Annotated in this window: 20 protein-coding genes; 8 read left to right on the plus strand and 12 right to left on the minus strand. The window is 75.1% G+C overall.

Going from position 1 to position 25,321, the window contains the following annotated elements; genetic code table 11:
- Positions 1-462: 462 nt before the first annotated feature.
- Positions 463-1,425: a prolyl aminopeptidase gene (gene pip / locus ACFY1T_RS22120; RefSeq protein WP_390789652.1), complete on the plus strand. Its 963-nt coding sequence runs from the start codon at positions 463-465 to the stop codon at positions 1,423-1,425.
- 31 nt (positions 1,426-1,456) lie between these two features.
- On the opposite strand, the gene ACFY1T_RS22125 is transcribed toward pip, so the two are convergent.
- Complete coding sequence (locus ACFY1T_RS22125) at positions 1,457-1,912, minus strand: NUDIX domain-containing protein (RefSeq protein WP_390789653.1); 456 nt, start codon at positions 1,910-1,912, stop codon at positions 1,457-1,459.
- Between the two features lie 251 nt (positions 1,913-2,163).
- Between ACFY1T_RS22125 and ACFY1T_RS22130 the strand changes: the two genes are divergently transcribed.
- On the plus strand, positions 2,164-2,706 hold the full coding sequence (locus ACFY1T_RS22130) for a GNAT family N-acetyltransferase (RefSeq protein ID WP_390789654.1): 543 nt from the start codon (positions 2,164-2,166) through the stop codon (positions 2,704-2,706).
- Positions 2,707-2,804: 98 nt separating this feature from the next.
- Here ACFY1T_RS22130 and ACFY1T_RS22135 read toward each other — a convergent pair whose 3' ends face one another.
- Positions 2,805-3,647 (minus strand): hypothetical protein, encoded by an 843-nt coding sequence (locus tag ACFY1T_RS22135; RefSeq protein WP_390789655.1) that lies wholly within the window; start codon positions 3,645-3,647, stop codon positions 2,805-2,807.
- A 158-nt stretch (positions 3,648-3,805) separates the two neighbouring features.
- Between ACFY1T_RS22135 and ACFY1T_RS22140 the strand changes: the two genes are divergently transcribed.
- The gene (locus ACFY1T_RS22140) at positions 3,806-4,276 is read left to right on the plus strand and encodes a peptidase inhibitor family I36 protein (RefSeq protein WP_390789656.1); all 471 of its coding nucleotides are present in this window, start codon (positions 3,806-3,808) and stop codon (positions 4,274-4,276) included.
- Between the two features lie 18 nt (positions 4,277-4,294).
- Here the strand turns inward: ACFY1T_RS22140 and ACFY1T_RS22145 are convergent, their stop codons facing one another.
- The 5 genes from ACFY1T_RS22145 to ACFY1T_RS22165 all read right to left on the minus strand — a co-directional run bounded on the left by ACFY1T_RS22145 (position 4,295) and on the right by ACFY1T_RS22165 (position 13,017).
- Complete coding sequence (locus ACFY1T_RS22145) at positions 4,295-5,767, minus strand: sialidase family protein (RefSeq protein ID WP_390789657.1); 1,473 nt, start codon at positions 5,765-5,767, stop codon at positions 4,295-4,297.
- 314 nt (positions 5,768-6,081) lie between these two features.
- On the minus strand, positions 6,082-7,323 hold the full coding sequence (locus tag ACFY1T_RS22150; protein WP_390789658.1) for an MFS transporter: 1,242 nt from the start codon (positions 7,321-7,323) through the stop codon (positions 6,082-6,084).
- Between the two features lie 107 nt (positions 7,324-7,430).
- A complete protein-coding gene (locus ACFY1T_RS22155; protein WP_390789659.1) occupies positions 7,431-10,352 on the minus strand; it encodes a BTAD domain-containing putative transcriptional regulator in 2,922 nt (973 codons plus the stop codon).
- A 421-nt stretch (positions 10,353-10,773) separates the two neighbouring features.
- Positions 10,774-12,462, minus strand: a complete 1,689-nt coding sequence (locus ACFY1T_RS22160; RefSeq protein ID WP_390789660.1) for a BTAD domain-containing putative transcriptional regulator — start codon at positions 12,460-12,462, stop codon at positions 10,774-10,776.
- Between the two features lie 93 nt (positions 12,463-12,555).
- Positions 12,556-13,017 (minus strand): hypothetical protein, encoded by a 462-nt coding sequence (locus ACFY1T_RS22165; protein WP_390789661.1) that lies wholly within the window; start codon positions 13,015-13,017, stop codon positions 12,556-12,558.
- Positions 13,018-13,221: 204 nt separating this feature from the next.
- Here ACFY1T_RS22165 and lanKC point away from each other — a divergent pair, with 204 nt between their 5' ends.
- From lanKC to ACFY1T_RS22185, 4 genes are all read left to right on the plus strand, one after another.
- The gene (lanKC, locus tag ACFY1T_RS22170; protein ID WP_390789662.1) at positions 13,222-15,795 is read left to right on the plus strand and encodes a class III lanthionine synthetase LanKC; all 2,574 of its coding nucleotides are present in this window, start codon (positions 13,222-13,224) and stop codon (positions 15,793-15,795) included.
- Positions 15,796-15,854: 59 nt separating this feature from the next.
- Entirely contained in the window at positions 15,855-15,956 is a 102-nt protein-coding gene (locus ACFY1T_RS22175) for a class III lanthipeptide (protein WP_199813779.1), read from the plus strand.
- Between the two features lie 62 nt (positions 15,957-16,018).
- A complete protein-coding gene (locus ACFY1T_RS22180) occupies positions 16,019-16,123 on the plus strand; it encodes a class III lanthipeptide (RefSeq protein WP_199813778.1) in 105 nt (34 codons plus the stop codon).
- 51 nt (positions 16,124-16,174) lie between these two features.
- The gene (locus ACFY1T_RS22185) at positions 16,175-16,279 is read left to right on the plus strand and encodes a class III lanthipeptide (RefSeq protein WP_199813778.1); all 105 of its coding nucleotides are present in this window, start codon (positions 16,175-16,177) and stop codon (positions 16,277-16,279) included.
- Positions 16,280-16,463: 184 nt separating this feature from the next.
- Here ACFY1T_RS22185 and ACFY1T_RS22190 read toward each other — a convergent pair whose 3' ends face one another.
- Positions 16,464-16,709, minus strand: a complete 246-nt coding sequence (locus tag ACFY1T_RS22190) for a hypothetical protein (RefSeq protein WP_390789663.1) — start codon at positions 16,707-16,709, stop codon at positions 16,464-16,466.
- Positions 16,710-16,869: 160 nt separating this feature from the next.
- Here ACFY1T_RS22190 and ACFY1T_RS22195 point away from each other — a divergent pair, with 160 nt between their 5' ends.
- On the plus strand, positions 16,870-18,198 hold the full coding sequence (locus tag ACFY1T_RS22195) for a LuxR C-terminal-related transcriptional regulator (protein WP_390789664.1): 1,329 nt from the start codon (positions 16,870-16,872) through the stop codon (positions 18,196-18,198).
- A gap of 196 nt (positions 18,199-18,394) precedes the next feature.
- Here the strand turns inward: ACFY1T_RS22195 and ACFY1T_RS22200 are convergent, their stop codons facing one another.
- Genes ACFY1T_RS22200 through ACFY1T_RS22215 form a run of 4 tightly spaced genes read right to left on the minus strand, consistent with a single transcriptional unit; the run spans position 18,395 to position 25,312 of the window.
- The gene (locus ACFY1T_RS22200; protein ID WP_390789665.1) at positions 18,395-19,090 is read right to left on the minus strand and encodes a formyltransferase family protein; all 696 of its coding nucleotides are present in this window, start codon (positions 19,088-19,090) and stop codon (positions 18,395-18,397) included.
- Positions 19,087-22,248, minus strand: a complete 3,162-nt coding sequence (locus ACFY1T_RS22205; RefSeq protein WP_390789666.1) for an amino acid adenylation domain-containing protein — start codon at positions 22,246-22,248, stop codon at positions 19,087-19,089. The genes ACFY1T_RS22200 and ACFY1T_RS22205 overlap by 4 nt, the downstream gene beginning before the upstream one ends.
- A gap of 29 nt (positions 22,249-22,277) precedes the next feature.
- The gene (locus ACFY1T_RS22210; protein WP_390789667.1) at positions 22,278-23,363 is read right to left on the minus strand and encodes an NAD-dependent epimerase/dehydratase family protein; all 1,086 of its coding nucleotides are present in this window, start codon (positions 23,361-23,363) and stop codon (positions 22,278-22,280) included.
- A complete protein-coding gene (locus ACFY1T_RS22215) occupies positions 23,348-25,312 on the minus strand; it encodes a fatty acid CoA ligase family protein (protein ID WP_390789668.1) in 1,965 nt (654 codons plus the stop codon). The genes ACFY1T_RS22210 and ACFY1T_RS22215 overlap by 16 nt, the downstream gene beginning before the upstream one ends.
- Positions 25,313-25,321: the final 9 nt, after the last annotated feature.

Here is a 25,321-nt window from a genome sequence, read left to right on the forward strand (position 1 = left end):
CGGGCCCGGGGGGAGGAAGGCCGGGGCGGGCCGGTGGCGTTCGAATCCGAGGGGGCGGGGAGCGGGGGCGGGGAAGGGATGCACGGTGTCCTCCGTCTGAGCGGTCCGGTGGCACTGGTGCTCTAAAAACGCTCCGGATTCGCGTCCGTCACGGCCGTTTCGGGGGCAGGTCGTGGACACACGTTCCCGTCCCGGTGGGCGGGCGCCGGGGCAGCGGGTCGACGGCCTTCAAACTCGTTCGATTGGGCGGGCTCACCCTGACGAGGGATTGCCACCGCGCCCCCGGAGCGTCGCGTCCGTGGCGCCGGTGACGAACGCGGCGCTGTCCGCCGCGGCTGTCCGGCCCGGCCTCCGGCCGGACCCGGAAGACCGAGGACGTCCGCCGCCTCGCGGGGCCGGCAGGCCGTACTGTCCACTGCAGACGTGTCCGCATCGGGTTCCGATTGCCAGGAGGTCTGGAAAATGGGTGGGCTGTTCCCCCATGTAGAGCCGTACGACAAAGGAATGCTCGACGTCGGCGACGGCAACCTCGTGTACTGGGAGGTCTGCGGCAATCCCGACGGCAAGCCGGCGCTCGTCGTCCACGGCGGGCCGGGGTCGGGATGCGGCACCGGGGCGCGGCAGTACTTCGACCCGCAGCGGTACCGGGTCGTCCTGTTCGACCAGCGCGGCTGCGGTCGCAGCACCCCGCACGCGAGCGATCCGGCGACCGACATGCGGCACAACACCACCCCGCACCTGATGGCCGACATGGAGCGGCTGCGCGAGCACCTGGGCATCGACCGCTGGTTGCTGTACGGCGGTTCGTGGGGATCCACACTGATCCTGGCCTACGCCGAGGCCCACCCCGAGAGGGTGTCGGAGATCGTCATCGCCGCCGTCACCACGACCCGGCGTTCCGAGATCGACTGGCTCTACCGGGGTGTCGGCCGCTTCTTCCCCGAGCAATGGGAGCGTTTCCTGGCAGGAGTCCCCGGCACCCCGCGAGACGGGGACCTCGTCGCGGCCTACGCGCGCCGTGCGGAACACCCCGACGCCGCCGTACGGGAGAAGGCGACGGCCGACTGGTGTGCCTGGGAGGACGCCGTGCTCTCCGGGGAGACGAACGGCGCCTCGAACCCGTACGGGGACCGCCCGCCGGCCGCGCGGATGGCCCTGGTGCGGATCTGCTCGCACTACTTCTCCCACGGGGCGTGGCTGGAGGAAGGCGCCCTGCTGCGGGACGCCCACCGCCTGGCCGGCATCCCCGGTGTGCTCGTCCACGGCAGGCTCGACATGGCCGGCCCGCTCGACACGGCGTGGGAACTCTCCCGCGCGTGGCCGGACGCGGAGCTGATCGTCGTCGGTGACGCGGGCCATCTGGGCGGCGACACCACGCGCGCCCGTGTTCTCGGGGCCCTCGAGCGGTTCGCCCGCCGGGAATGAGCCCCCGAGCCGTGGGGATCAGGGCGCCGGGCTACAGGGTGAGTTCGAGGTAGGCCGGGTGCTTGTCCTCACGTGCGGCGAGTGCCTTGCGCCACACGGCGAGGGCGAAGGGCGGAATCATGCCGGTGGAGATGTCCTCGGGCAGACAGAAGCGGATCTCACCGATCTCCGATTCCTGGAGCGTGATGGCCTGCTGCTGCTCCGGGCTCAGCCGGGGGCCGTCGAAGACGTAGAAGACGTGCGATCCCTCCGCCCTGGTCACCCAGGCGGTCACGAGGAGATCGCCGATCTCGAGGTCCAGGCCTATTTCCTCGCGAACCTCTCGGCGCGCGGCCGCGGTGGGGAGCTCTCCCTCCTCGATGTGGCCGCCGGGGAGGTTCCAGCGCTCCTTGTAGACCGGGTTGACGATGAGCACCCGGCCCTGCTCGTCCCTGACGATGGCGGCGGCGGATGCGGTGGCCTTGGCGCGGCCGTCGGGCGTGGTCATGGATGGCTCCTGCGATGGGGTTGAGGACGCGGTCGGGTCGTCACGCGCACGAGCGGGCGGCGGGAGGCCCCGCCGGTGCGCGGGCTCGCGAACCCGGGCCCGCGTTTTCGGGCACGCAACCATGATCCGGTACGGCTGCCCCCGCCCCCGGCCCGCATCGCCGCCGCGCACCGGCCGGACGACCGTGTGAACCCGCGACCGGCTCCCGCATATCCTGGCTCGTCCGCTACCAGCCACGGAGGTCCCCCGACATGAGCAGCACCGCGCCGTCCTTTCCCGACCGGATCGAGCTGACGGGGGAAGGGCTGGTCCTGCGCGACTGGACGGAGTCGGACCTGTCGGCGATGCCCGAGCTGTTCGACCACCCCGACATCGCGTACTGGACGCCCATCGTCTCCCCGTTCGACGACGAGGCGGCCCGCACCCGCCTCGACCGGGCCCGCAAGATGCGTACGGACGGTACGGCCCTGCTGCTCGCCATCACCGTCGACGGCGGCGCCCCGCTCGGCGAGGTCATGCTGAAGCGCGCTCCCGAGGGCACGGAGCTCGGCTACGCGGTCGGCCCGGCGCACCGGGGCCGGGGCCTGGCCGCGCGAGCGGTGGCGGTGATGGCCGCGTACGCCTTCGAGGAGCTGGGCGTGGACCGGGTGATCCTGGAGCTGGAGGCCGAGAACGCCTCGAGCGTCGGCGTCGCCACCCGCGCCGGATTCCGTCTCCTCGACGTGCCGCTGATCAAGGGCGAGGAGAAGGGCCGGCCGTACGTGCTCCAGACCTGGGGCCTCGACCGCCCCTGACCCGGCCCGACCGCCCGCTTCGACCGGCGGCTCCCAGGGCGCGTCCGCACAGTGGCGCCGTGCGCCCGGCGGGGCAGGCGGGACTTTGCGGACACGCCCTAAGGTCGTTCGAAGGCCTGGAGCACGCCGCCGAGCGAGAAGCAGAGCGCGCCGGACAGCGTCCCCCAGTTCGCGATGCCGGTGTTGACGAGGCTTCCGGTGGCGGGCCGGGTGAACGCGGCCAGCGCCGAGACCATGAAGAGCACCGACCCGAGCTGGTTCACGGCCACGACCCACCAGCCGAGACTGCGGGAGCGGACGCAGGGCCGGGACCGGTGGCAGATCTCGGCGATCGCGAGATGCCCCGAGACCAGGAACAGCACGCATCCGATCACGTCGGGGGTCCAGATCAGCCGGTTGGTCTGCTGGACGGTGAGCCCCTGCAGGAAGGAGTCCAGCAGGTTGACGGCGAACACGAGCGTCCCGACGAACAGGACGAACGTGCTCAGCCAGTCCAGGCGCATCGGCTCGTACCCCCACCACCTCCAGCCGGCCGTGACCAGCGGACCGCCTCCCGCCGAGTGCCGGGGCGCGTTCAGGACCTGCAGGAGCGAGGTGTAGCCGCCGGTGTTGAAGAACAGGCCCCCGGCGAAGTAGACCGATGCGCACGCGACCGCGTCGCCCGAGCCGAACTGGGCGATGGCGGCGCCGAGGGCGAAGAGCGCTCCGCCGATGACGAACGCGCCCGAGGCGATGGCGTTGAGCCTTCGAAGGCGGCGGGAGGCTTCGGCATCGGCGGCCGACGCCGTGGCGACCGTGTCGCCCGGGCCGCGGACCGACAGCGCCCCGCGTTTGCGCGCGAGCCGCGAGTCCCACACCACCGTCGCCCCTTCGGGGCGGTGCCAGGTGAGCCGGGTGGTGAACGGTCCTGCGCCTTCGGCGCGCTGCTCGGGCTGTCCCACGGCCCGAGCGTAGCCCCGTGTGCGGCGCGTGACTCACAGTGAAACGCAAACACCCGGGGTGTCCGGTGGTGCGATCAAGGCGGAACGGAGGTGCGATGGAACAGCGCCCGCGGGCCGTCGCCCGGCCTGCGGTTTCCCGAGAGTGGACGGTGATCCCCGTGAGGACCGTACGCGCAGCGGCCGGCGGCCGGCGGCGCGGGTGGAGGGTGGCCGCGGCCGCGCTCTGCGCGCTGTGCGCCGTATCCTCCTTCGCCGCCGCGCCGACGCAGGCCGCCCCCGCCGCGCCGGCGCGGGCCGCCCCCGCCCCGTCCGAGCCGTGCCCGTCCGGCTGGGTGTGCGGCTGGACCGGCCCCGGCTACACGGGCGTGGCGAGCTTCGTGGCGCAGGACATGCCGCGGTACCCGGAGACGACCGCGTACGTCGGGTTCAACGGTGGCGCGTCTGTGTGGAACAGTGCCGGAACGTGGCGCAGCGCCGGCCGGCTGTGGGGCCGGTGCGTCACCGTGTACAGCGGCACGGAGTACCGGGGGCAGAGCCGGACCGTCCGCCCCGGCCAGGGCATCGCCCTGGTCCCCGCGTCGTTCGGGAACATCCACTCCAACCGGTTCCACGCGTGCCGGCTGCCTTGACGGGGCGCAGTCCGGGGTTCAGCGGGTGCGCAGGTCGACGGTGTACACGTCCGTACGGTTGAGGGGTGCGCCGGAGTGGGTCTCGGTCAGCACGGCCCGGACTCCCTTGTCGTCCGCCACCAGGCCCTGGTAGTCGCCGAGGAAGTAGCCGCCGGCGAACGGCGCCTGCAGCCAGTCGAAGATCCGCGAGATGCGGCGCTCGGTCCGGTGCTTCGGGTCCCCGTGCGGCAGCGTGGCCAGTTGGTAGGCGGTGGGCAGGGTGGTGGTGTCGCCCGGCTTGAGGAAGCGCAGGTCGTAGTAGGTGAGTGCGACCGTGCCCCGTGCGTCGACCGCGATCGACGGGGAGAAGGCCGGCACGCCCTTCGGGCTGATCAGCTCCGGGGCGCCCCAGGTGCGTCCGCCGTCGGTGGAGCGCACCAGTTGGACGGAGTCGAACGCGCCGCCGGAGAAGTCCGCGCCCTCGTAGGCCATGTACAGCGTGCCCGTCTTCGGGTCGACGGCCGGGCTGGGGAGGGTGGATCCGGCGCGCAGCGCCTTGGCGGGGTCGTTCGGGTCGACCTCCGGTACCGAGGTGTCCTTGGCCACGGTGACCGGGGCGCTCCAGGTCTCTCCGGCGTCGGTCGAGGTGACCATCGCGTAGTGGGCTTCGACGACGGTGCTCAGGTCGTCGGCGTAGGTGATCCGGTCGAAGAAGTCGTGGAGGGCGCCGGTGTGCCGGTCGACGACGATCTGATGGCCGATGGTCTGGGTGTTGGGCACGGCTGCGGTGTCGACGAACGGCCGGGCCTTGCTCCAGGTGCGGCCGCCGTCGCGGGTGAGGGAGATGTATCCCGGACCGTCGAGGGAGCCGGGGCCGGGCGGGTCGTTGTCGAGGCGGTTCCAGACCTGGTAGGCGGTGCCCTTGCGGACCGGGTCGGCGGTGAGCGAGGGCTTGTCGTTGAAGAACGGCTGCTCGTCGACGTGCGTGGTGGTGAGGTTGTGCCAGGTGCGGCCGCCGTCGCGGGACGTGGCGGTCAGGAGGCCGGTGCGCGTGCTCTTGGTGAAGTCGACGCCCTCGCCGCTGGCGTAGACGGTGCCGTCCGGTCCGGTGCTGACCCAGGGGTCGGTGGCCCGTTCGAAGTCCGCGCCGCCCGGGGCGCACAGGCTGAACGGCAGCGTGCTGCCGTGGAAGGTGCGGCCGTCCGTGCTCCAGGCGGCCGCCAGACCGCGGGCGCCGCCGTCGTTCCAGCGGTCCTGCTGGAACACGGTGACCACGCGCTTCGAGTCGCGCGGATCGACGGACAGGTACGGCTCGACCTCGGTGCCCGGGTAGACGACGCTGTCGGGGGAGCTCGCGCCGATGGTGCAGTCCGCGTACGGGTCGCCGTGGGACACCTTGGTCAACGGTGCGGTCTCGGGGCCGCGGTCCGCCGCGGCGGGGGTCGCGCCGGTGACCGCGGCGAGCAGGATCGCGGTGGTGGCGACGGCGGTCAGGGGCGGGCGGACGCGCATGCGGGATCTCCTCCGTGCCTCGGCGGCAGGGGTGCGGGGCCGCCGTCGTCAGGGCGGCGTGGGGCGCGCGGGCGTACCGGAACGCGAGGGTGGGACGGCTCCGCTCGATCTTCTTCGGCGTCGGGGCCGCTGCCCTTGATGGGCCGGAAGGCGGAGCCTTCCCCGTGTGCGACGCCCCGTCAGGCCGGGGGAACGCGCGGCATGGGCCGGGGCGGCCGGGCGCAGTTGTGGATCGTCGTACTGAACGCGGTCGTCGGCGGGGTGACCGTCTGGGTGCGGCCAGCCCGTACGTCGTCGCCGAGGCCGCCGGCGGCTCAGGCGGTGGCCGGGTGCCGCGCCTGCTCGCCCTCGTACTGCGGCTGCCCGGCGGGGTGCCGGGGCCGTGCCCGGCGGACGGCGAGGGGGGCGGCCAGGCCGGTGAGCGCGAACAGGGCACCCAGGACGTACCAGCCGGGGCGGCCCCAGGTGATGCACAGGAAGATGATCAGGGCCGGCCCGGCGGCCTCGGCCAGGCCGGCTCCGAGCCCGAAGACACCGAGGTACTGGCCGGTGGCCTGCCGGGGCGCCAGGGCGAAGGAGATCTCGAACCCGGCCGCCGCGTGCCAGAGTTCACCGATCGTGTGCACCGCGACCCCGGCCAGCAGCAGGGTCGCCGCGGCCCAGCCGGGGATGCTCTGGGTCAGCGAGATCAGTACGCAGGCCAGGAGGAAGGCGAAGCCGGAACGGCGGTAGGCGAGGGCGCCGGCCGCGGGCGTGTCGATGCTGCGGCCGGCCCTCATCTGACAGGTGACCACGACGACGGTGTTCAGCAGCATGGTGCCCGAGATCAGCCAGTGCGGGGCCTCGGTGGCCGCGATGAGCCAGAGGGGGACGGCGACGGTCAGCACCTTGAACTGGATGGCCATGATGCCGTCCAGAACGGTGAGCACGAGGTACGGCCGGTCCCGCAGGGCGATCCATCGCGGGCCGTGTGCGGCCGGTTCGGGTGCGACCGGCCGCAGGCGGAGCACGATCAGGGCGGAGGCGGCGAAGGCGACCGCGTTGCCGACGACCATGAGCTGGTAGGCGCTGTGCGTGCCGACCTGTACGACCCACCCCGCCAGCACGGCGCCGATCGAGATGCCGATGTTGGTCACCGCGCGCAGGTAGGCGCGGAACTCCTGCGGCCGGTCCCCGCCGTAGTGGCGGATGATCGGGCTTCGCGCGGCCAGGCCCGCCCCCTTCGCCCCGGTGGCCGCGCACACCGCGACGACGAACGGCCAGAAGCCGTCGGCCAGCATGAACCCGGCCGTCGCCAGGGCCTGGACGACGAGCGTGCCGGCGTAGACCCCGCGTGCGCCGCGCCGGTCCGCCAGGTGGCCGACCGCGATCCCCACCGCGAGCGAGAGCACGCCCGCGATCCCGAGGCCGAGACCCACCCGGGGCGCCGGCAGGTGGACGGCCTGGGTGAAGTAGAGGACTCCCGCGGTCAGGTAGAGACCGCTGCCGACGGTGTAGACGAAGTTCGAAGCGGCGATGGTGCGCTGCGGTCCGGGTTCCGGCAGCAGGTGGGGCATGGCGTGCTCCGCATCCTGGGAAGGCGATCAGCGTAGGGCTTATTGCGAATTACTTGCAATAAGCCGGAGTTGGCGGAAGCGCCGGCCGGACCGGGCGGCGGGCGCGGTCACGCCGGCGGGGCCTCGGGCGGCAGGAGGGGGCCGTGCGACAGGAGGGGGTCGTGCGGGCGGCGGGGCAGGCCGGAAAGGGTGAGGACTTCCGCGGCCTGTTCGAGCCGGGCCCTGGCGCGCTGCCGGTCGCCGGCGGCCGCCCAGGCGCTGCCCAGGAGCCGCAGTGCCCGGACCTCGGCCGTGTGCCAGCGCAGCCGGCGGGTCGCGGCCACCGCGCGTTCGCCGCATTCCACGGCGGCCGGCAGGCGGTTCCCGGCCAGCTGGGCGGCCGTCTCCGACACCAGGTTCATCGCCTCCATCGCGGGCGAGCCGTGCCGCGCGCCCAGTTCGGCGCTCTGCCGGTGGCGGTCGACCGCCTCGTCGGTGCGGCCCAGGTGGCGGGCGGTGAGTCCCAGGTTGTACAGGGCGTACGCCTCGCCGCCCTGGTCCCCCGCGTCGACGGCGGACGCGAGGGTGGTCCGGCTGATCTCGGCGGCCTCCTCGCGCCGGCTCAGGCGCAGCAGGGTGCTGACGCTGTGCGCGCGGGCGTTGCGGCAGGCCCAGTCGCTCCCGTACTCCTCGGCGGCGGTGACGGCCTGCCGGTGCAGGGCGTCGGCCTGGAGCCAGTGCGCCCGGTACTGGCAGACGTGGGCCCGGCGGTTGAGGATCCCGGTGTGCACGGCTTCGTCGCTCACCGCCCGCGCCGCGTGTTCGGCGGCGTCCAGGATCCGCTCCGCCTCGTCCGGCCGTCCCAGGTGGGCCAGTGCGCTGCCGAGCAGGTGGCCTGCGCGGCCGGCCGCTCGCAGGTGCCCCTGGTCCTGTGCGGTCCGCAGGATCCGGCGCAGCGGTTCGAGGGAGTCGGCCCACAGGTACGAGCCCTCCAGGAGCGGTTCGACGGCCAGCGCGAGGTCGGCGGCCACGGCCACGGCCGACGGCACGGCTTCGAGGATCTGCGCGGCGACGGCGAGCGCGCCGTCGTGGTCCGGATCGACGAGGCGCAGGCGGCTGTCGGGACGGCCGGGGCAGGTGCCCGGGGGCAGCAGCCCGACGACGTGGTGGCCGGGGCGCTCGGCGGCGTGGACGGTGCGGGCCTCGGCGAGCAGGTGGTCGAGGAAGCGGGTCATGGCCGCCGCCCGCTCCTCGGGCCGGTCCTGCTCGTGGGAGCGCTCGGCCGCGAACATCCGGAGCAGGGGGTACTGGCGGTAGACGCCGGGGCGGGGCGATTCGAGCAGACCGCGGCCGGTCAGCCGCTCCAGGAACTGTCCGGCGCACGCCGGTGACAGCCCGCCGAGGGCGGCCGCCCCGGCGATGTCCGTGGCGCCCCCGCGCGGGAGCGCCAACAGCCGCAGCAGCCGGGCCTCTTCCTCTTCGAGCAGCTCGTAGCCGGGCCGCAGGCACGCCGTGACTCCGTCCTGCGATCCGGCGGGCGCGGGGAACACGGAGAACGGGGGCAGCGCGGGGAACGCCGGGTGGCCGCCGTCCAGGAGGCGGACGAAGTCGGACAGCGTCCACGAGGGCCGCGCCGCGAGCCGCGCGCCGGCGAGGCGCAGGGCCAGGGGCAGCCCTCCGCACCGCTCGGCCAGGGCCGCCGCCTGGTCGGCCTCGGCGGCGATCCGCTGCGGACCCGCGACGGCGCCGAGCACGGCCAGTGCTTCGGGGACGGCCAGGGGCTCCAGACGCACGCGGCGTACGGCGGGCAGTCCGTCCAGCGTGGAACGCGCGGTGACGAGCACCGCGCAGTCCGGCGTTCCCGGCAGCAGTGCCTCGACCTGGGCGGTGTCCCGGGCGTCGTCCAGGACCAGCAGGATCCGCCGGTCGGCCACGGTCGTGCGGAAGAGCGCGGCCCGCTCCTGCGGACCGGCCGGGATCTGCGAAGCGTGCGTCCCGAGCGCCTGGAGGAAGCCGGCCAGGACCGTGCCGGGGTCCGCTGGGTCCTTCGAGGTGCCGTGCAGGCTCGCGTACAGCTGCCCGTCGGGATAGCGGTCGCGCAGTCGCTGGGCGACGTGGACGGTGAGCGCGCTCTTTCCGACGCCTCCGGTGCCGGTGACCGTGACGATGGGGAGGGACCCGGGCCGGGGGGTCGTCAGCGTGTCGAGGAGCTCCGCCGCCACCTCCGTGCGGCCGATGACGTGGTCCGGCGGGCAGGGCAGCTGTGCCGGCCTGGGCAGCGCCATGGACACCGGGACCGGGGGCCCGGTGGGGGCCGGAGGGACGGGTGGTTCGCCGGGTGCGCGGAGCTCGGCGGCGGGCGGTGTCCCGGGGGTCCGGTGGGGGCGGGCGGGCCGCTCGTCCCGCGCGGCCGGGGCGCCGCGGCCGCTGTGTACGAGCGCGAGCCCGGCCAGTTCCCGCAGCCTCCCGTGGAGGGGGTGTTCCGCGCAGAGGCCGGTCAGTTCGGGGACGAGCCGGTCGTGCCGTCCCAGCCGCAGGTCGAGCTCGATGCGTTCCAGCAGCACCGAAAGCCGCAGCTCCGCCAGGCGTTCGCGGTGGATCGCGGCGTGCGGGCCCGGGAGCCCCGCGAGCGGGGCCCCTTGCCACAGTCCGAGCGCCCGGGCCAGCAGCTCGGCCGCCTCGCCGGTCCCCTCCTCGGCGGCGCACCCGCGGGCCTCGGCCACCAGCTCGTCGAACACGTCGAGGTCCAGTGCCCCCGGGGCGACGTGCAGGAGGTAACCCTGGCCGTGGGTCGCGATCCGGGACCCGAGCGCGCGCCGGAGCCGGTAGACGTGCGACCTGACGGTGCCCACGGCGGCCCGCGGCGGTTCCTCCCCCCAGAGGCCGTCGACGATCTCGTCGAGGTCCACGACGTCGTTGCGCCGCAGGAGGAGCATCGCGAGCAGCGCCCGCTGCTGCGGCGAGCCGAGCGGAAGCTGCACCCCCGCGCAGCGGACCCTGACCGCTCCGAGTACGGAGAAGAACGGCTCGGCCGGCTCAGCGCGGTCCACAGTGGGCTCCCCCCTGGTGACGGGGTGTCCGTCCGGCCGCCGGGCCCGGGAGCCGGCCGGGCCGGACCGGTCCGGCCGGGATCTCTGCGGTGATCGTGGGCACGGCGCCACCTCCGTTGAAGGGCAGACGGATTCCCCCGGCCCGGCGGGTGGCAGGGGGCCGGCCCGCCGGGCTCGGAACGACCTTGCCAGGCGGGCCGGGGGCGTGACTGCACTCTCAAAGGATCATGTGAATGCCATGCACCTTTAGGAGGCATGCGGTGCCTGGCACCCGGCGCCCGGCCCGGGTGGAGCGGAGCCGCGCGAGAAGTGCGGGTTACGCGCGGGCGCGACCCGTCCGGGCAGGCCCGCAGGACGGGCATGCGTGACGAAACTCCGGCGCCGCGTCACGAAAACGGGCCGGCGGCCGGCTGCCGGTCCCTCAGGGCCGGGCCGGCAGGCGGTAGGTGCCCGCCGCGGGGGTGTCCAGCACCCCCGCGTCCACCAGGGCCTCGGCGATGAGGGCCGCGTCCGCGCGGCCGGTGCCCAGTACGGCCGCGAGGGCTTCGACGGACGACGGACCGGCTCCGGAGCGGGCGAGGCGACGGGCGGCGGGGACCAGTGAGGGCGGCAGGTTCCCCAGGTCGTGGGCATCGGTGTCCGGGGCGCCGGCATACGGGGCATCGGTGTCCGGGGCGCCGGCATACGGGGCATCGGTGTCCGGGGCGCCGGCATACGGGGCATCGGTGTCCGGGGCGCCGGCGCGCTCCCCGGGGGGCGGGTCTTCGGCGTACGGGCGCGGGCGGGCGGCGAGCTCGATGCTCGCCGCGGCGGGCAGGGCGGGTGCGAGGACGCGGGAGCGGGTGGTGAGGAGGACGGCGCTGCCGGGGCCGCCGGGCAGGAGCGGCGTGACCTGCGCCGCGTCACGGGCGTCGTGGAGGACGACGAGGACCCGCCGTCCCGCGAGGGCCGACCGGTAGAGCGCGGCCCGTTCGTCCGGGTCGGCGGGGATCCGCGAGGCCGGGACCGCGAGGGCCCGCAGGAGATGCGCCAGGACCGGGCCGGGACCGGCCGGGACCGGGTCCCAGGTCCGCAGGTCGGCCGAGACGCGGCCGTCGGGGAAGCGGTGGGCGACACCGTCCGCCACCCGTGCGGCCAGTGCCGTCTTGCCCGCACGGCCGGGGCCGGTGATCACCAGGACGGGGACGGCGCCGCGGTCCTGCCCCCCGATCAGCACGCTCTTCGCCCGGGCGAGTACGCGTTCCGCCGCGTCCGGGAGGGCCGTTCGCCCGTGCGCCCGGGCGAGGGGGCTCGGCCGGTGGAGGTCGAAGGGGGGCGGGTCGTCGGCGAGCAGGCGGGCGTGAAGGGCCGTCAGCTCCGGGCACGGGGCCACGCCGAGTTCCTCGCGCAGGGTCCGGTGCGTGTCGGCGAACACGGTGAACGCCTCCGCCTGCCGGCCGCAGCCGTGCAGGGCGCGCATGAGCAGGGCCCGCAGCTCCTCGTCGAGAGGGAACTCCCGCGTGAGCGCGGACAGTTCGGGGATCACCGTGTGGTGCAGGCCGAGGCGCAGGGCGCAGACGATGTGCCGCTTGCGGGCGCTCGTGCGCAGGGCGGTGAGGCGGATGCGTTCCTCTTCGGCGAACGGTCCGGGCACGCCGGCCAGGGCCTCCCCGGACCACTGGCCCAGCGCCTCGGCCAGCAGGGCGTGTTCGGCGGCGGCGTCACCGCGCGCGCGGGCCCGCCGGGCGGCCTCGGCCCGCTCCTCGAACCGCCAGGCGTCGACCGACTCGGGCGGGGTGTGCAGGGCGTACCCCCGCTCGTCCGCGACCAGGATCCGGGCCGGCTGCCGGCAGGCGCGGCCGGGTTCGAGGAGCGTGCGCAGCGCCCACAGGTGGGTGCGCAGGTTGCCGGCGGCGCTGGCCGGGGCGTCGTCGCCCCAGACGGCGGCGGCGAGTCCGGCCACCGTGACCGGCCGGCGCCGCCGCAGGAGCAGGACGCTCAGGACGGCCTGCCGGTGCGGCGGGCCGGGGCGGTCCACCGGACCGGCGGGCGGGCCGAAGCGGACCGGGCCCAGCAGCCGGAAGAGGGGGGTGTCCCCGCCGTCGGGCGCGGCTGGGGTCGCTCCGCGCATCCGGCCTCCTCCGAGGTGTCGGGCCCGTCCGGGCGACCTGTTCGACGGCGGGACGGGGTCCGGACGATCAGGTCGGGCCGGGCCCCCGTTTCATCAGTTGTTCCACCAGGCGGTGACGCCCACGCCGTTCCAGCTGGCGATGACCACGAGCTCGCCGCCGGACATGCCGAGGGTGTACTTCCAGCGCCCATTGTCCTGGCACTGGGCGGTCCGCGAACCGATCCGGACGGCGTTCTGCAGTTCGTCCTCGGTGATGTGGCGTTCGGCCATCCGGTCCCGGATGTGCTGCGACAGGCTCCTGAGGCCCTGCGGGGCACTGTTGTTGGAGCAGTCCTGCGGCTCCTTGACCGGGGGGCAGCCCTGGCCGTCGTCGCGGCAGCGCATCGGAGAGACCGGCGAGTCCGTCAGAGCCGCGAACTGCGCCGTCGTCGTCGCGGACTGGATCAGGACCTGGGACGGGGCGGGGGCGGCGGCCTGGGCCGGGGCCGCGGTGAACGCCGCCGCGGAGGCGGCGAGGGCGACGAGCGCAAGCCGGACGCGCTTCGAGTTGATCATGATGGGCTCTTCTCTCGTTCCTTGACGATGCGCGGCCCCGCGGCCGCCCGGAACGAAGATCGACGGTGGCCGTCCACGCCCGATGAGCAGCCGGTCGCCGGTTGTGATCAGCGGCGATGGCCGTCCGTTCATCGCGCGTGGACCGGCCCTCGGCACGGTTGTGGCCATGACCGACGAACTGACCCGCCACCTCCGGGAACAGCGATGAACCTGGAGCAGATGTACGCGTTCTGTTTGGCCGACCCGGTGTTCTTCGACGTGCCGCAGCGCATCGCGGACGAGGACGAGCGGTGGACCCCGCCCCAGGTGGGCGACGCCACCACGGTGCAAGACGATGCGGACGTATGGGTGCGGGTGTTCTTCGGCCGGCCGCTGCCGCTGCAGGGCTGGAAGATCCACATATCCGCCGACGTCCCGGCCGCCCAGGAGATCCTGCGCAAGGCCGCCGCCGTGTGCACCTCCCACCGCGTCGCCTTCAAGTACCTGCGCAGCGCCCGGCTCCTCTCGGCGTTCAACTCCAAGTACGCCCATCGGGGTTCCTCGGGGAAGTTCATCGCCGTCTACCCCGCGGACGACGGGGAGCTGAAGGCTCTGCTGGACGGTCTCACTGCGGCCCTGGACGGGCATCGGGGCCCCTACATCCTGTCCGACCTGCGATGGAGTGACAGCAGTCCGGTCTTCGTCCGGTACGGGGCGTTCGCCGCGCGCTGGGCCCGGGACGGGGGCGACGCTCCCGTCCTGGCCATCGCCCGGCCGGACGGAACGCCCGTACCCGACCCGCGCACCGCGGCGTTCACCCCGCCGCGGTGGGCTCCGGTGCCCGGCTTCCTCCGTGAGCGCATCGAACGGTTCTCGGTGCTCAGCCGCGTCGACCTGCCGTACGAGATCGTGCGGCCGCTGCACTTCTCCAACGGGGGCGGGGTCTACCTGGCCAAGGATCCCGGGAGCGGCGAGCAGGTCGTACTGAAGGAGGCACGGCCGCTGGCCGGTCTGGACGCCCGGGGGCTGGACGCCGTGGCCCGCCTGCGGCACGAGCACCGCATGCTCACGGCGCTGGCCGGGACGGGGCTCGTACCGCGCGTGCTGGGCTACGAGACCCACTGGGAACACGACTTCCTCGTCCAGGAGTACATCGACGGCGACCCGCTGGCGAAGGCCGCCGTACTGCGCCTGCCGCTGGTGCGCCCCGGTGCGACCCCTGGGACGTACGCGGAGTACACCCGCTGGTCGCTGTCCGTCCTCGACAAGGTGGCCGCGGCGGCTGCCGCCGTCCACCGGGCCGGGGTCGTCTTCGGCGATCTGCACCCGAACAACGTCATCGTGCGCCCCGACGACACCGTCACCTTCATCGACCTGGAGGCCGCCCACCTCATCGGTGAGGAGCGCACCGGTCTGCTGGGCGCACCCGGGTTCGCGGCACCCGCCCACGTCACGGGCACCGACGTCGACGCCTACGGCCTGGCCGCCCTGCGCCTGGGCCAGTTCATCCCGCTGACGGCGCTGTCCGGCCCGGATCCGGCCAAGCCCGACCAGCTGGCCCGATGGGCGCACGAACTCTTCCCGCTGCCGGCCGGGTACGCCCACGACGCCGCCGCGGCCATGGCGGCGATCGCCGGGACCACCGCTGCGCCACCGCCCGGACCCCGGGCGGTCGGCGAGGACCAGGAGGAGAACCGGGCCGGGCTCGTCGCCGCCCTCACCGCCTGCGCCACGCCCCACCGGGAGGACCGGCTCTTCCCCAACGATCCCGACGGGGCGCGGGAGGGGGGCGGGACCAACCTGTCCCACGGCGCTGCGGGCGTCCTGTACGCCCTGCACGCCACGGGCCACGCCGTCGATCCCGCGTGGACCGACTGGCTGACCGCCGCCACGCTGCGCGACATCGACCGTGCGCCCGTCGGGCTGTTCAACGGCTCCTGCGGGGTGGCCACCGTCCTCGACCTCCTGGGGCGGCACGAGGAGGCCGGCGAGATCCTGGGCCGCGCCCTCGAGCGCACCGGTGAACCGACGAGCCTCGGTCTGCTGACCGGACTGCCCGGCACGGGTCTGACCGCGCTCGGCTTCCACGCCCGCCACGGGGACGGCGGCCACCTCGACCATGCCCGCCGCATCGCCGACCGCGTCGCCGAGCGCATCGCATCCGTATCCGTATCCGCATCCGCATCCGAGCGCCCGGTCGCCAGGGACCGCGGCGCGGGCCTCACCACCGGAGCGGCCGGAGCCGCCCTGTTCCTTGTACGGCTCCACGAACGCACCGGCGAACCCGGCTACCTCGACCTCGCCGAGAGAGCGCTGCGCCACGACCTCGCGCAGTGCACGGATGTCGACGGCTCCCTGCAGGTCGACGACGGCTGGCGGTCCGTGCTCTACCTCGGCACCGGGTCCACGGGCATCGGACTCGCCCTGGCGGCCTTCCTGAAGCACCGCACCGGTACGGGACTCGGCGAGGCCCTCGCCTCGATCCGGCTGGCGGCACGCGGCCAGTTCACCGTCTTCCCCGGTCTGCTCGACGGCCGCGCCGGACTGCTGTACTTCCTGACCGCCGCCGGCCACGGCGCCGACGACGCGGCCGCGCTCCAGGGGCACCGGCGCGATCTGTGGCGGCACGCCGTACCCCACGGCGACGGCCTCGCCTTCCCCGGCAGGCACCTGGTCCGGCTGTCGATGGACCTCGCCACCGGTTCGGCCGGCGTCCTCCTGGCGATGGACGGTGCCCACCGCCGCACCGACCATCTCCTGCCCCTGCTCGGCGGGCCGGCTCCGGCCACCGCCGCCTGAAGCCCGCTGCACCGGTCCCGGTCCAGCGAAACCCCCGCCCCCGGAAGGAGGTGACCGACATGTCCATCCTCAACCTCCAGCAACTGGAGCTCACCGAGGAGGAGGGAGCCGCACTGCTCGCCAGCGCCATCAGCTACGCGTGCCACGGCACCCTCGCCTGAATCGTGTCCCGCCTCCGGCGGGAGCACCCGGCCCGTACGACCACGGAAGGGAGGTGAACGACATGTCCATCCTCAACCTCCAGCAGCTGGAGCTCACCGAGGAGGAAGGCGGCCTGCTCCTCATGAGCAGCGCCAGCTTCCAGTGCCACAACACCAGCTTCCACTAAGCCGCGGGCGGCGCGCCGCGCCCGTACGACCGCGGAAGGGAGGTGAACGACATGTCCATCCTCAACCTCCAGCAGCTGGAGCTCACCGAGGAGGAAGGCGGCCTGCTCCTCATGAGCAGCGCCAGCTTCCAGTGCCACAACACCAGCTTCCACTGAACCAGGGGTGACACACCCGTTCAGCCGGTGCGGTGACGATCCGTTCGCGGATCAGAACGGTCTGCGGGGCAGCGCCCCGCAGACCGTTCCGTCGTTTCAGCCCTTCCACCGGGTTCGGGCCCGCATCCACCCAACCGGCGGCGGATGGGATCCGCCGCCCCCGCACCCGGTCAGCCGGGCGGTCTCAGTTGAGCCGCTTGCGGGGGCAGTCGCCGGTGCCCCACGCCGTCGTGGTGACGCAGGCGTGGCCCCGGTCACCGCCCTCCCCGACACGGCCCGGATGCAGCGTCAGCACCCCGCCGGGCACCTCGGCCCCGGCCGACACCACCGTCGCGCCGGCCGTCGTGTCCGCCGCCGCGCTCACGGCGCCCAGCCAGACCATTCCCGTGGCGGCCAGCACCGCCATCCCCCGTACGGTCTTGTTGATCACGACAACTCCTCTGCGACGTATGACATGTGACGGGCGGGAACTGGCTGGTCATGCCGTCCCGCTACTCCCGACTCTGCCAGCCGCGGGATGACAGCGGCAGGCCCGTAGGGGATCATCTGTGTGCCATGCACCTTTAGGAGGCAAGCACGTGGAAACGGGCATGGCAGCGGGCATGCCCGAGGTCGGCGACTCGGCGGTCGCCCTGTACCGCTGGATGCTCGTGCACGGCGGGCTGCGCGCCTTCGACCTGCCGAAGGCCGCGGGAGAGACCGGTCTGGCACAGGAGGAGTGCCGCGCCGCGTTACGCCTGCTCACCGACACCTGTCTGGTACGGCCCGACGGCGACGGCTGGCAGGCCGTCAGCCCACAGGCGGCCGGGGCACGGCTGCTGGCCGGCCCCGAGGCCGCGCTGCGCGCGCGCGAGGAAGAACTGCGGGTGCGCAGGGACGAACTCCAGCGCCGACGTGACACATTGACCGGACTCATCCCCGTGTACCTGCAGGCCCGCCAACACGCTTTCCCCCAGGGCACGATCGACCACCTGCCCGACCAGTTCGCGGTCCGCGAGCTGCTCACCGAGGTCATCGACGGCAGCCGCGGCGAAGTGCTCGTGTCCAAGCACGGCGGCTCCTTCCCCGAGGCCGCGCTGCGCGAGGCGCTCCCCCGTGACCTGGCGCTGCTGGAGCGGGGGGTGCGGATGCGCAGCCTCTACCAGCACGCCACCCGCTTCGACCCGGCGACACGGACCCACGCGGAGCGGCTGATCGAGGCGGGGGCGGAGATCCGCACGCTGCCGGAGGTGCTCCCGCAGATGATCGTGGTCGACGGGGAGCTGGGCTTCCTGCCGTCGCGGTCCGGCGGGGCGCTGCTGATCCGGGAGCCGGACCTGCTCGGCTACCTCCTGGACGTGTTCGAGCGGGACTGGGCGTACGCGACGCCGTTCGCCACGGGCCCGCAGGCGGCGCACGACATCTCGGAGACGGTCAGGAAGAGCATCCTGACGCTCCTGGCCAAGGGGCTGAAGGACGACTCGATCGCGCGACGCCTGGGCATATCGCTGCGGACCTGCCGCCGGCACGTCTCGGAGCTGCTGCTCGGCCTGGGCGCGCACAGCCGCTTCCAGGCCGGGGTGATCGCCGAGCGGCAGGGTCTGACGCAGCCTCACCGGCCCCTGCCGGAACCGGCGGCGCCCGCTCCGGCGCCCGCTCCGGCCACGGGTCCGGCATCCGCTCCGGCCACGGGTCCGGTCCCGGCGCCGGACACGCGGCCGGCGCCGGAGCCACGGCCGGCGCCGGTCGCGGCCGGCCCGGACGGTGCGCCCCGATGCCCCGGCTGCGGCGCGGCGCTCCCGGCGGCAGGAGGCCGCGGCCCCGTGCCGGGCCGTCCCGGCCGACCGGCGCGGCACTGCTCGGCCGCCTGCCGGGCGCGGGCCTACCGGGCCCGCCGCAAACCGGGGTCCGGGGAGACAGGGCCCGCCGACAACGCGTGACGAAACACCCGCCCCGTCACGAAACCCCCCGGAACCGGAGTGGGCGGGCGGGGCGGAGCCGGTCCCGGCGACGGGCGAGAATGCGGACCATGACCGAGACCCTGGGCCCCGTACCGCCTCGCCGCCGCACGGGGGACGAACCCCCCGGCCGTCGCGGCGCGCGCCGGTTCGTGGCGCCGCGCGGTGGTGGACGGGGTCAGCCGGCGGGCGCCTGCGTTCCGATCGCCGCGGTCAGTTCCGGGGCGTACGCCGCGAAGGGGCCGAGGTCCGTGGCGCGGGCGTAGGCCGGGTGGCCGCGGTGGGCCGCCAGGCGGGCCAGGGTGCGGGTGCCGTGGTACGCCGGCGGGCCCGCGGGGGCGGGCGGGGGCGGAAAGAGCTCACCCGCGGCGACCGTCGGCAGGGTTTCCTCGAACAGGGTCTGGCAGGCGCGGACACCGCGGAGCATGACCTGGAAGTGGCGGGCGTCGGGGGCGATCGGGAAGCGGCGTGCGGCCAGGACGCGGCCGGTGTCGATGCCCGCGTCGACCTCGTGGAGGGTGGCTCCGTACTCCTGCTCGCCGTTCAGCAGGGCGAAGAGGACGGCCACGGAGGGCAGTCCGCGGTGGCGGGGCAGCAGGCCGTTGTGGATGTTGAGGATGCGCAGGCCCCGGGAGAGGAGCGGTGCGCGGAAGATCCGGCGGTTGTTGAGGGACCAGACGATGCCGTCGGTGCAGGCGCGCGCCAGGGCGTCGGCGTGGGTGTTGATGTCGGCGGGGGCGGGGAGGCGCAGGTGCCGGGCGCCGTCCGTCGCGTCCTGCGGGTCCGCGGAGCAGACGAGGTCCACGCGGTGGCCTTGCGCCGCCGCGTGCGCGACGGCCCGGTGCAGGAGTGCACCGTCTCCGACGAAGATCATGCGGGGAGCTCCTCTCGGGCGGCGTCGAGGTGGGCGCAGAGCTGCGCGAGCGTCAGGTTCCGCACCAGGCAGTCGAGGCGGGCCATGAAGCGGCGGGCCTGGGCGGGTTCCAGGAGGTCCTCGGAGACGGCGGTGAGCATCTCCACCAGGGCGAGGGAGTCTCCGCCCAGGGCCTGGAAGTCGGACTCCGCGGACAGCCGGGCGGGCTCCACGGCGAGGACCGCGGACCAGTGGGCGGCCACCCGGGCCTCGAGGGCGGCGGGCTCCGCCCCGTCGGGGGCGACGGCGGGAGCGGGGGTCGTGGTGAAGGGGTCGGGCAGGGCGTCGAGGTCGGCCTTGCCTGCGACCGTACTGGGGATGGCGTCGACGGTGATGACGTGCGCCGGGACCATCGCGGCGGGCAGCCGCGCGGCCAGCGCGGAGCGGAGGGTCTCGGGGAGGCCGGGGCCCCCGTACGGAGCGCCGGCGCGGGGGACGACGTACGCGCACAGGACCGGGGTGGTGGTGTGCGGGCGGCGGCGGGCGGCCACGGCGGCGCGGCTCACCTCGGGCTGGGCTTCGAGCGCGGCGACGATCTCCGCGGGCTCGATGCGATGCCCGGCGATCTTGAGCTGGCCGTCGATGCGGCCGGCGAACTCGACCTCCCCGCCTGGCAGTCGCCGGCCGAGGTCGCCCGTGCGGTAGCTGCGGGTGCCGTCCTCGTGCGCGGCGAACGGCGAGGGGCCGCCGTCGGGCGGTCCGAGGTAACCGCGGGCCACCTGCACGCCGCTGACGACGATCTCCCCCGTGCGGCCGGCGTCCGCGGCCCCGGTGCCGATGCGCTCGCCGTCCTCGGTGACGAGGTCGACGCGGGCGTAGGGGCCGGGGGTGCCGATGGGGAGGGTCGCGGCCGTGGTCGGGCGCGCGTCGTCCACGACGTGGGCGAGGCACACGACGGTCGCCTCGGTGGGGCCGTAGCCGTTGACGATGCGGCAGTCGGGGCCGAAGGCGGTACGGGCGGCGCGGACGGCGGCCGGGGTCAGCGGCTCGCCGCCGAGCAGCAGGGTGCGTACGCCGCCGGCCTCGGCGCCCGCATCGGCATCCGCCAGGAAGGGGAGGTGGGAGGGGGTGAGGGCGAGGGTGTCGGCGCGGTGGTCGGTGACGAGCCGGCGCAGGGTGGCGCGCGAGGGGGCGTCGGGCGCGAGGACGGTCGTGCCGCCGGCCAGGAGGGGCAGGAAGAGGGGGAAGCAGGAGATGTCGAAGCCGTAGGAGGACGCGAAGCCGAAGCGGGTCCGGGCGTCCACGCGGCAGACCCGCGTCATCCAGTGGACGAAGCCCGCGAGGGCGCGGTGTTCGATCTGCACGCCCTTGGGGCGGCCGGTGGAGCCGGAGGTGTGGATGACGTACGCGAGGTCCTCGGGCGCGGGGGCCGGGGGTGCGGCGGCCGGGGGTGCGGGCAGGGGCGGCCGCGGGGTGGTGCCGTTGCCGTGGTCCTCGGCGGCGTCCTCCGCGAGGGGCTCGGCCGGGTCTTCGGCGAGGTCCTCCGCGAGGAGGAGCGGGCAGGGGGCGAGCTCGGCGAGGGGCTCGGCGAGGTGACGCCCGGTCAGGCAGAGCCGGGCGCCGCAGGAGCGGAGGATGTCCGCGGTCCGCGCGGCGGGGTGGGCGGGGTCCAGCGGCACGTATGCGGCGCCCGCCTTGAGGATCCCCCACAGGGCGCAGACCCCGGCCGGGGTGCGGTCGACGACCAGCCCGACGAGGTCTTCTCGGCCGATGCCGCGGCGCGTCAGCGCGGCGGCGACGGCATCGGAGCGGCGGTCCAGTTCGGCGTACGTGACCACCCCGCCGGGCCCGTCGAGCGCGGGCGCCCGGGGCGTACGGGCGGCCTGCGCGCGCAGCAGTTCCACGACGGTGGCGCGGGGCGGCACGGCATCGGGCCGCGGCGCGGGGGGCGCGGGCGCGGGGCCGGGCGCGGCAGCGGGCGCGGCAGCGGCAGCGGGCGCGGACGGTGCGACCGGGGAAGGCGGGGAGGACGGGAGGCGGGTCAGGACCTCGTCCAGCAGGCGGGTGGCGCGCTCGGCCAGGTCGGGGCCGCCGCGGACGCCCATGGTGAGCTCCGTGGCGGTGTCCGTCTCGGTGGCGACCACCGAGACGGGGACCAGCGGGGCGTGGACCGGCAGCGCGTACAGCGTCGTCGCGGTGAAGCCCCCGCCGGAGAACTCGGCCGGGTCCAGGCGCCCCAGGTGGGAGACGACGGCCGAGGCGAGGTGGCGGTCGGCCCGTACGGCGGCGGCCTGGGCGGCGCGCAGCAGCAGGCGACCGGCCGCCGGCGGCAGCGGGAGGAGGGCCGACTCGAAGCCCTCGGCGAGCTCCTGCTTGCGCGCGAGGGCCAGGAGCAGGGCGCCGTGCGCCCTCGGCCATTCCTGTCCGGGGCTCAGCTCCAGGAACAGCGGAAGGGTGAGGTTGCCGGTCGAGGCGATGCCGGGGCGGTGGCGCCGCAGGTCGACCGGGACCATGACCCGGGTGCCGCCGCCCGGCGTCGCGCTGTCCGCCAGGGCCTGGGCCAGGCGCGCCGTGAGGGCAGGGTGGTGGGTGGGGAGGGTTCGGCGGAGCCAGAGGGTCTGCTCGGGGCCCCGGGGCGGGCGGCCCAGGGGGGACGGGCGGTCGGGGACGAGGGGCGGGCGCCGGGCGGTGGCGCCCAGGCGGCGCAGGAGGCCGCGGTCGCTGTCCGGGGCGAGGGCGGGACGGCCGGGCTCCCCGCGCAGGGCGCGGAAGACCTCCCGTACCCAGGTCAGGGCGCCGTGACCGTCCATCAGGGCGTGCGGGGCGCTGAACACCAGCGCGGCCGTGTCCGCGGTGGCGCCGGGGACGGCCAGGACCTCGCAGCCCGGTGCGGCGTCGCGGTGCGAGCGGCCCGTGAGGAGTGCCGCCGTGGCCGGGTCGGACACGTCGAAGCGCCCGGCGGCGGGAGCGGCGTAGCGGACCGCGGGCGGCGGGCCCCCGGCGGTCCAGAGGGGCCCGCGCCGTACCAGGCGGGAGCCGGGGCAGGTCTCGGCGGCCCGGGCGACCGCCGCGCGCAGGGCCGCCGGTCGGGGGACGGTGCGCCCTTCCACGACGATGCGCAGGGCCATGGCGCCGCGTGCGTGGCCGGCGGCCAGGTAGAGGTGTTCCGTCGGCGACACCGGTCGCCGGTACGGGAGGGGAGGGGTTGTCATCGTCGTTTCGTTCCCTGGTCGGTACGGGTGCGGCCCGGCTGCGTCCAGGCCTGGAGGCCGCCGTTGGCGTGGATCCAGCGGAGCAGCCCGCTCACGCCGTCCTCCCGGGTGCGCGGCGGGTCGTAGCCGAGGTCGCGGCGGGCGGCGCCCGTGTCGTAGGTGGTGGAGCGGGTGAGGAGGGCCGTCGTGTAGCGGCTGAGCGGCGGGCCCGTCGCGGCCGAGGGGCGCAGGCGCCATGCCGTCTCCACCGCCCCGGCCAGGGCCCGGGTGGCCGTGAGGGGGATGCGGGGGTGCGGTGGCGGGCAGCCGAGACGGGAGCCGACGTCCGTGAGGAAGGCCCACAGGTCGGTCACCTCGCGGTCGGCTATGAAGTACGCCTTGCCGCCGATGCGTTCGGCCGGTGCGGCGGCCGCGCGCAGGCAGGCGTCGACGGCGTTGTCCACGTGGCACAGCGAGACCCGTACGCGTTTTCCGCCGGACAGGTCGGGCAGCCGGCCCTCCCGCATCGAGGCGATCATGCGGGGCAGGAAACCGGCGTGGTCGCGGGGGCCCCAGATGCCGCGCGGGCGCAGGGCGCAGGTGGTGAAGGCCGGTGTGTTCGCGGCCAGTACGTACTGCTCCGCGGCGGCCTTCGTCGCGCAGTAGTGGTTGAAGAACCGGGTGGGGTAGGGGGTGCTCTCGTCGATCCGGAGCCGGTCGCCCTCGCGCAGGTGCATCAGCGCGCTGGGGCTGCTGACGAAGACGAAGCGGGTGGCGCCCGCCGCGCGGGCCGCCGTCAGCAGCCGCTGCGTTCCGGTGACGTTGGCCTCCTCGAACTGGGCGCGGCTGCCGTGGTCGACGACGCGGGCGGCGCTGTGCAGCACGGTGTCGCAGCCGATGGCGGCGCGTGCCAGCGAGGCCGTGTCGGCGAGGTCGCCGGGTACGAGGTCGATGCCCGGTCCGAGGGCGCTCAGCCGGGCGGTGTCGCTGCCCGGCCGGACCAGGGCGCGGACCCGGTGGCCGTCGCGCAGGCAGGCGTCGGCGAGGTGGCCGCCGAGGAAGCCGGTGGCCCCGGTGATCAGGATGTTCACAGCGCCCGCCACCAGGTCGCTCCGTAGAGCATGGTCATTGCGGCGGTGGCGGCGCTGCCGCGGCCCGCGGCCCTGCCCCGGGGCAGGGCGAGGGGGATCTGCGCGGCGTGCACCGGGATGCTGAGGAAGGCGTCGGCCCACCAGAGCCAGCGCAGCAGGGGTACGTCGGGGACGTCCCCGGCGGCCGCCCAGAGGGCGCCGCCGAGGAGGTACGCCCAGCCGGCGATCGGTACGAGGCGGGCCGCGCGGGCCCGGGAGGACGGGGGCGGGGGCGCAGCGAGGCGGCGCTCGGCCCAGCGGGCCAGCTGTTCGCGGCCGATCTTGGCGTTGTGGCGGACGTCCACCGGGAAGGCGGGGTGGTGGAGGAACTCCTCCAGCCCCCGGGTGGGCACGTGTTCGGCGGCGAGGGCGCGCAGTTCGGCGACCAGCTCCCGCCAGGCGGGGCTGCCGGCCGGAACGCCGGTCTCCACGCAGACGACGGGGCGCCGGGCGCCGGCCGGGCCGGTGCCGACCAGGGCGCTGCGGCGCACCAGCGGATGGGCGTTGAAGACGCCCTCGCAGCGCACGGTGTGCAGGTCCCCGCCCGCGGCGCGCACCCGTTGGGAGGTGCGGCCGCAGAACCAGAGCCGGCCGAGGCCGTCGAGGTACCCGAGGTCGCCGGTGCGGTGCCAGGTGAGCGCCGCGGCGCCCGGCCGGGTCTCGAGCACCTTGTGCAGGGCGTCGGAGCGGGGCGCGGCGTGGTAGCGGGGGCTGACGGACTCGCCCTCGACGAGTATCTCGCCGACGCTGCCGGCGGGCAGGGCGGTACCGGCGTCGAGGCGGGCGAGCGGGCCGTCGGTGACGGGGACGATGCGCACGCGGGTGCCGGGGACGGGGCGGCCGACGCAGGTGCCGGCTCCTCGGGCACTGCCCGCGGAGGTCTCGCCGAGGATCTCCTCGGATTCGATCGAGGAGATCGGCAGGACCTCGGTGGCCCCGTACGTGACGTGGACGGAGGCCTTCTCGTCGAGGACGGTGCGCAGGGCGGAGACGACGGAGTGCGGGACGGGCGCACCGCCGGAGACGACGCAGCGCAGGTCGGGCAGGGAGCGGCCCTCGGCGGTGAGGTGGTCGGCGAGGTTTCGCAGCAGGGCGGGCGAGGCGAACATGGTGGTCGCGCCGAACCGTTCGAGCGCGTCCACGAGCAGGGCCGGGTCGGCCCGGGCGACCTTGGCCGGGGCGAGGGGGGCCAGGACGGTGGTGGATCCGTAGACGAGGTCGAGGATCCCGTAGAAGGGCAGGGTCACCAGCGACGTGTCGTCGCGGGTGCGGCCGTGGGCGGCCTCGATCTGGCGGGCGATGGAGAGCGCCATGCGGTGGGTGTACTCGACTCCCTTGGCGGGGCCGGTGCTTCCGGTGGTGAACCCGATCATCAGGAGGTCGTCGCCGCCCGCGTCGGCCGCAGGGGTCCGCGGCCCGGCGGTGGTCCGCAGGGCGGCGAGGGTGTGGCCGCCCCACAGCCGGCGGCGGCCCAGCGTGACGGGGATGCGGACGCGGCCGAACGTGCGCCGGCCGAGGACCCGTACGAGGTGGGCGAGGGGCGGTCCGATGAAGGCCTCGGCGCCGGCGGCGCGGTAGCAGTGGAGCATCCGGCGCACGCCCATGCCGGGGTCGACGACGACGGGTACGGCGCCGAGCCGGAAGAGGGCGAAGGCGAGGGCGAAGAGCTCGGGGCCGGGCGGCGCCATCAGTACGGTCTTGGTCCCGCGGGTGATCCCGGCGCGGGCGAGTCCGTGGGCGATCTCCTCGACCGTGTCCTGTAACTGCCCGTAGGTGACCTCGCGGTAGCGCGGGCGGCCGCCCGGGTCGCGGCCGTCGGGGTGGATGACGGCCGGCTTGTGCGGGAAGGCGGCGGCGTTGCGCTCCAGGCGGTCGGCCAGGCCGGCGGCGGTCGCGGAGAGGGGGACGGTGCTCGTGGTCATGGTGGCGCG

This window comes from Streptomyces sp. NPDC001194 (genome assembly GCF_042896985.1).
Lineage (GTDB): Bacteria > Actinomycetota > Actinomycetes > Streptomycetales > Streptomycetaceae > Streptomyces.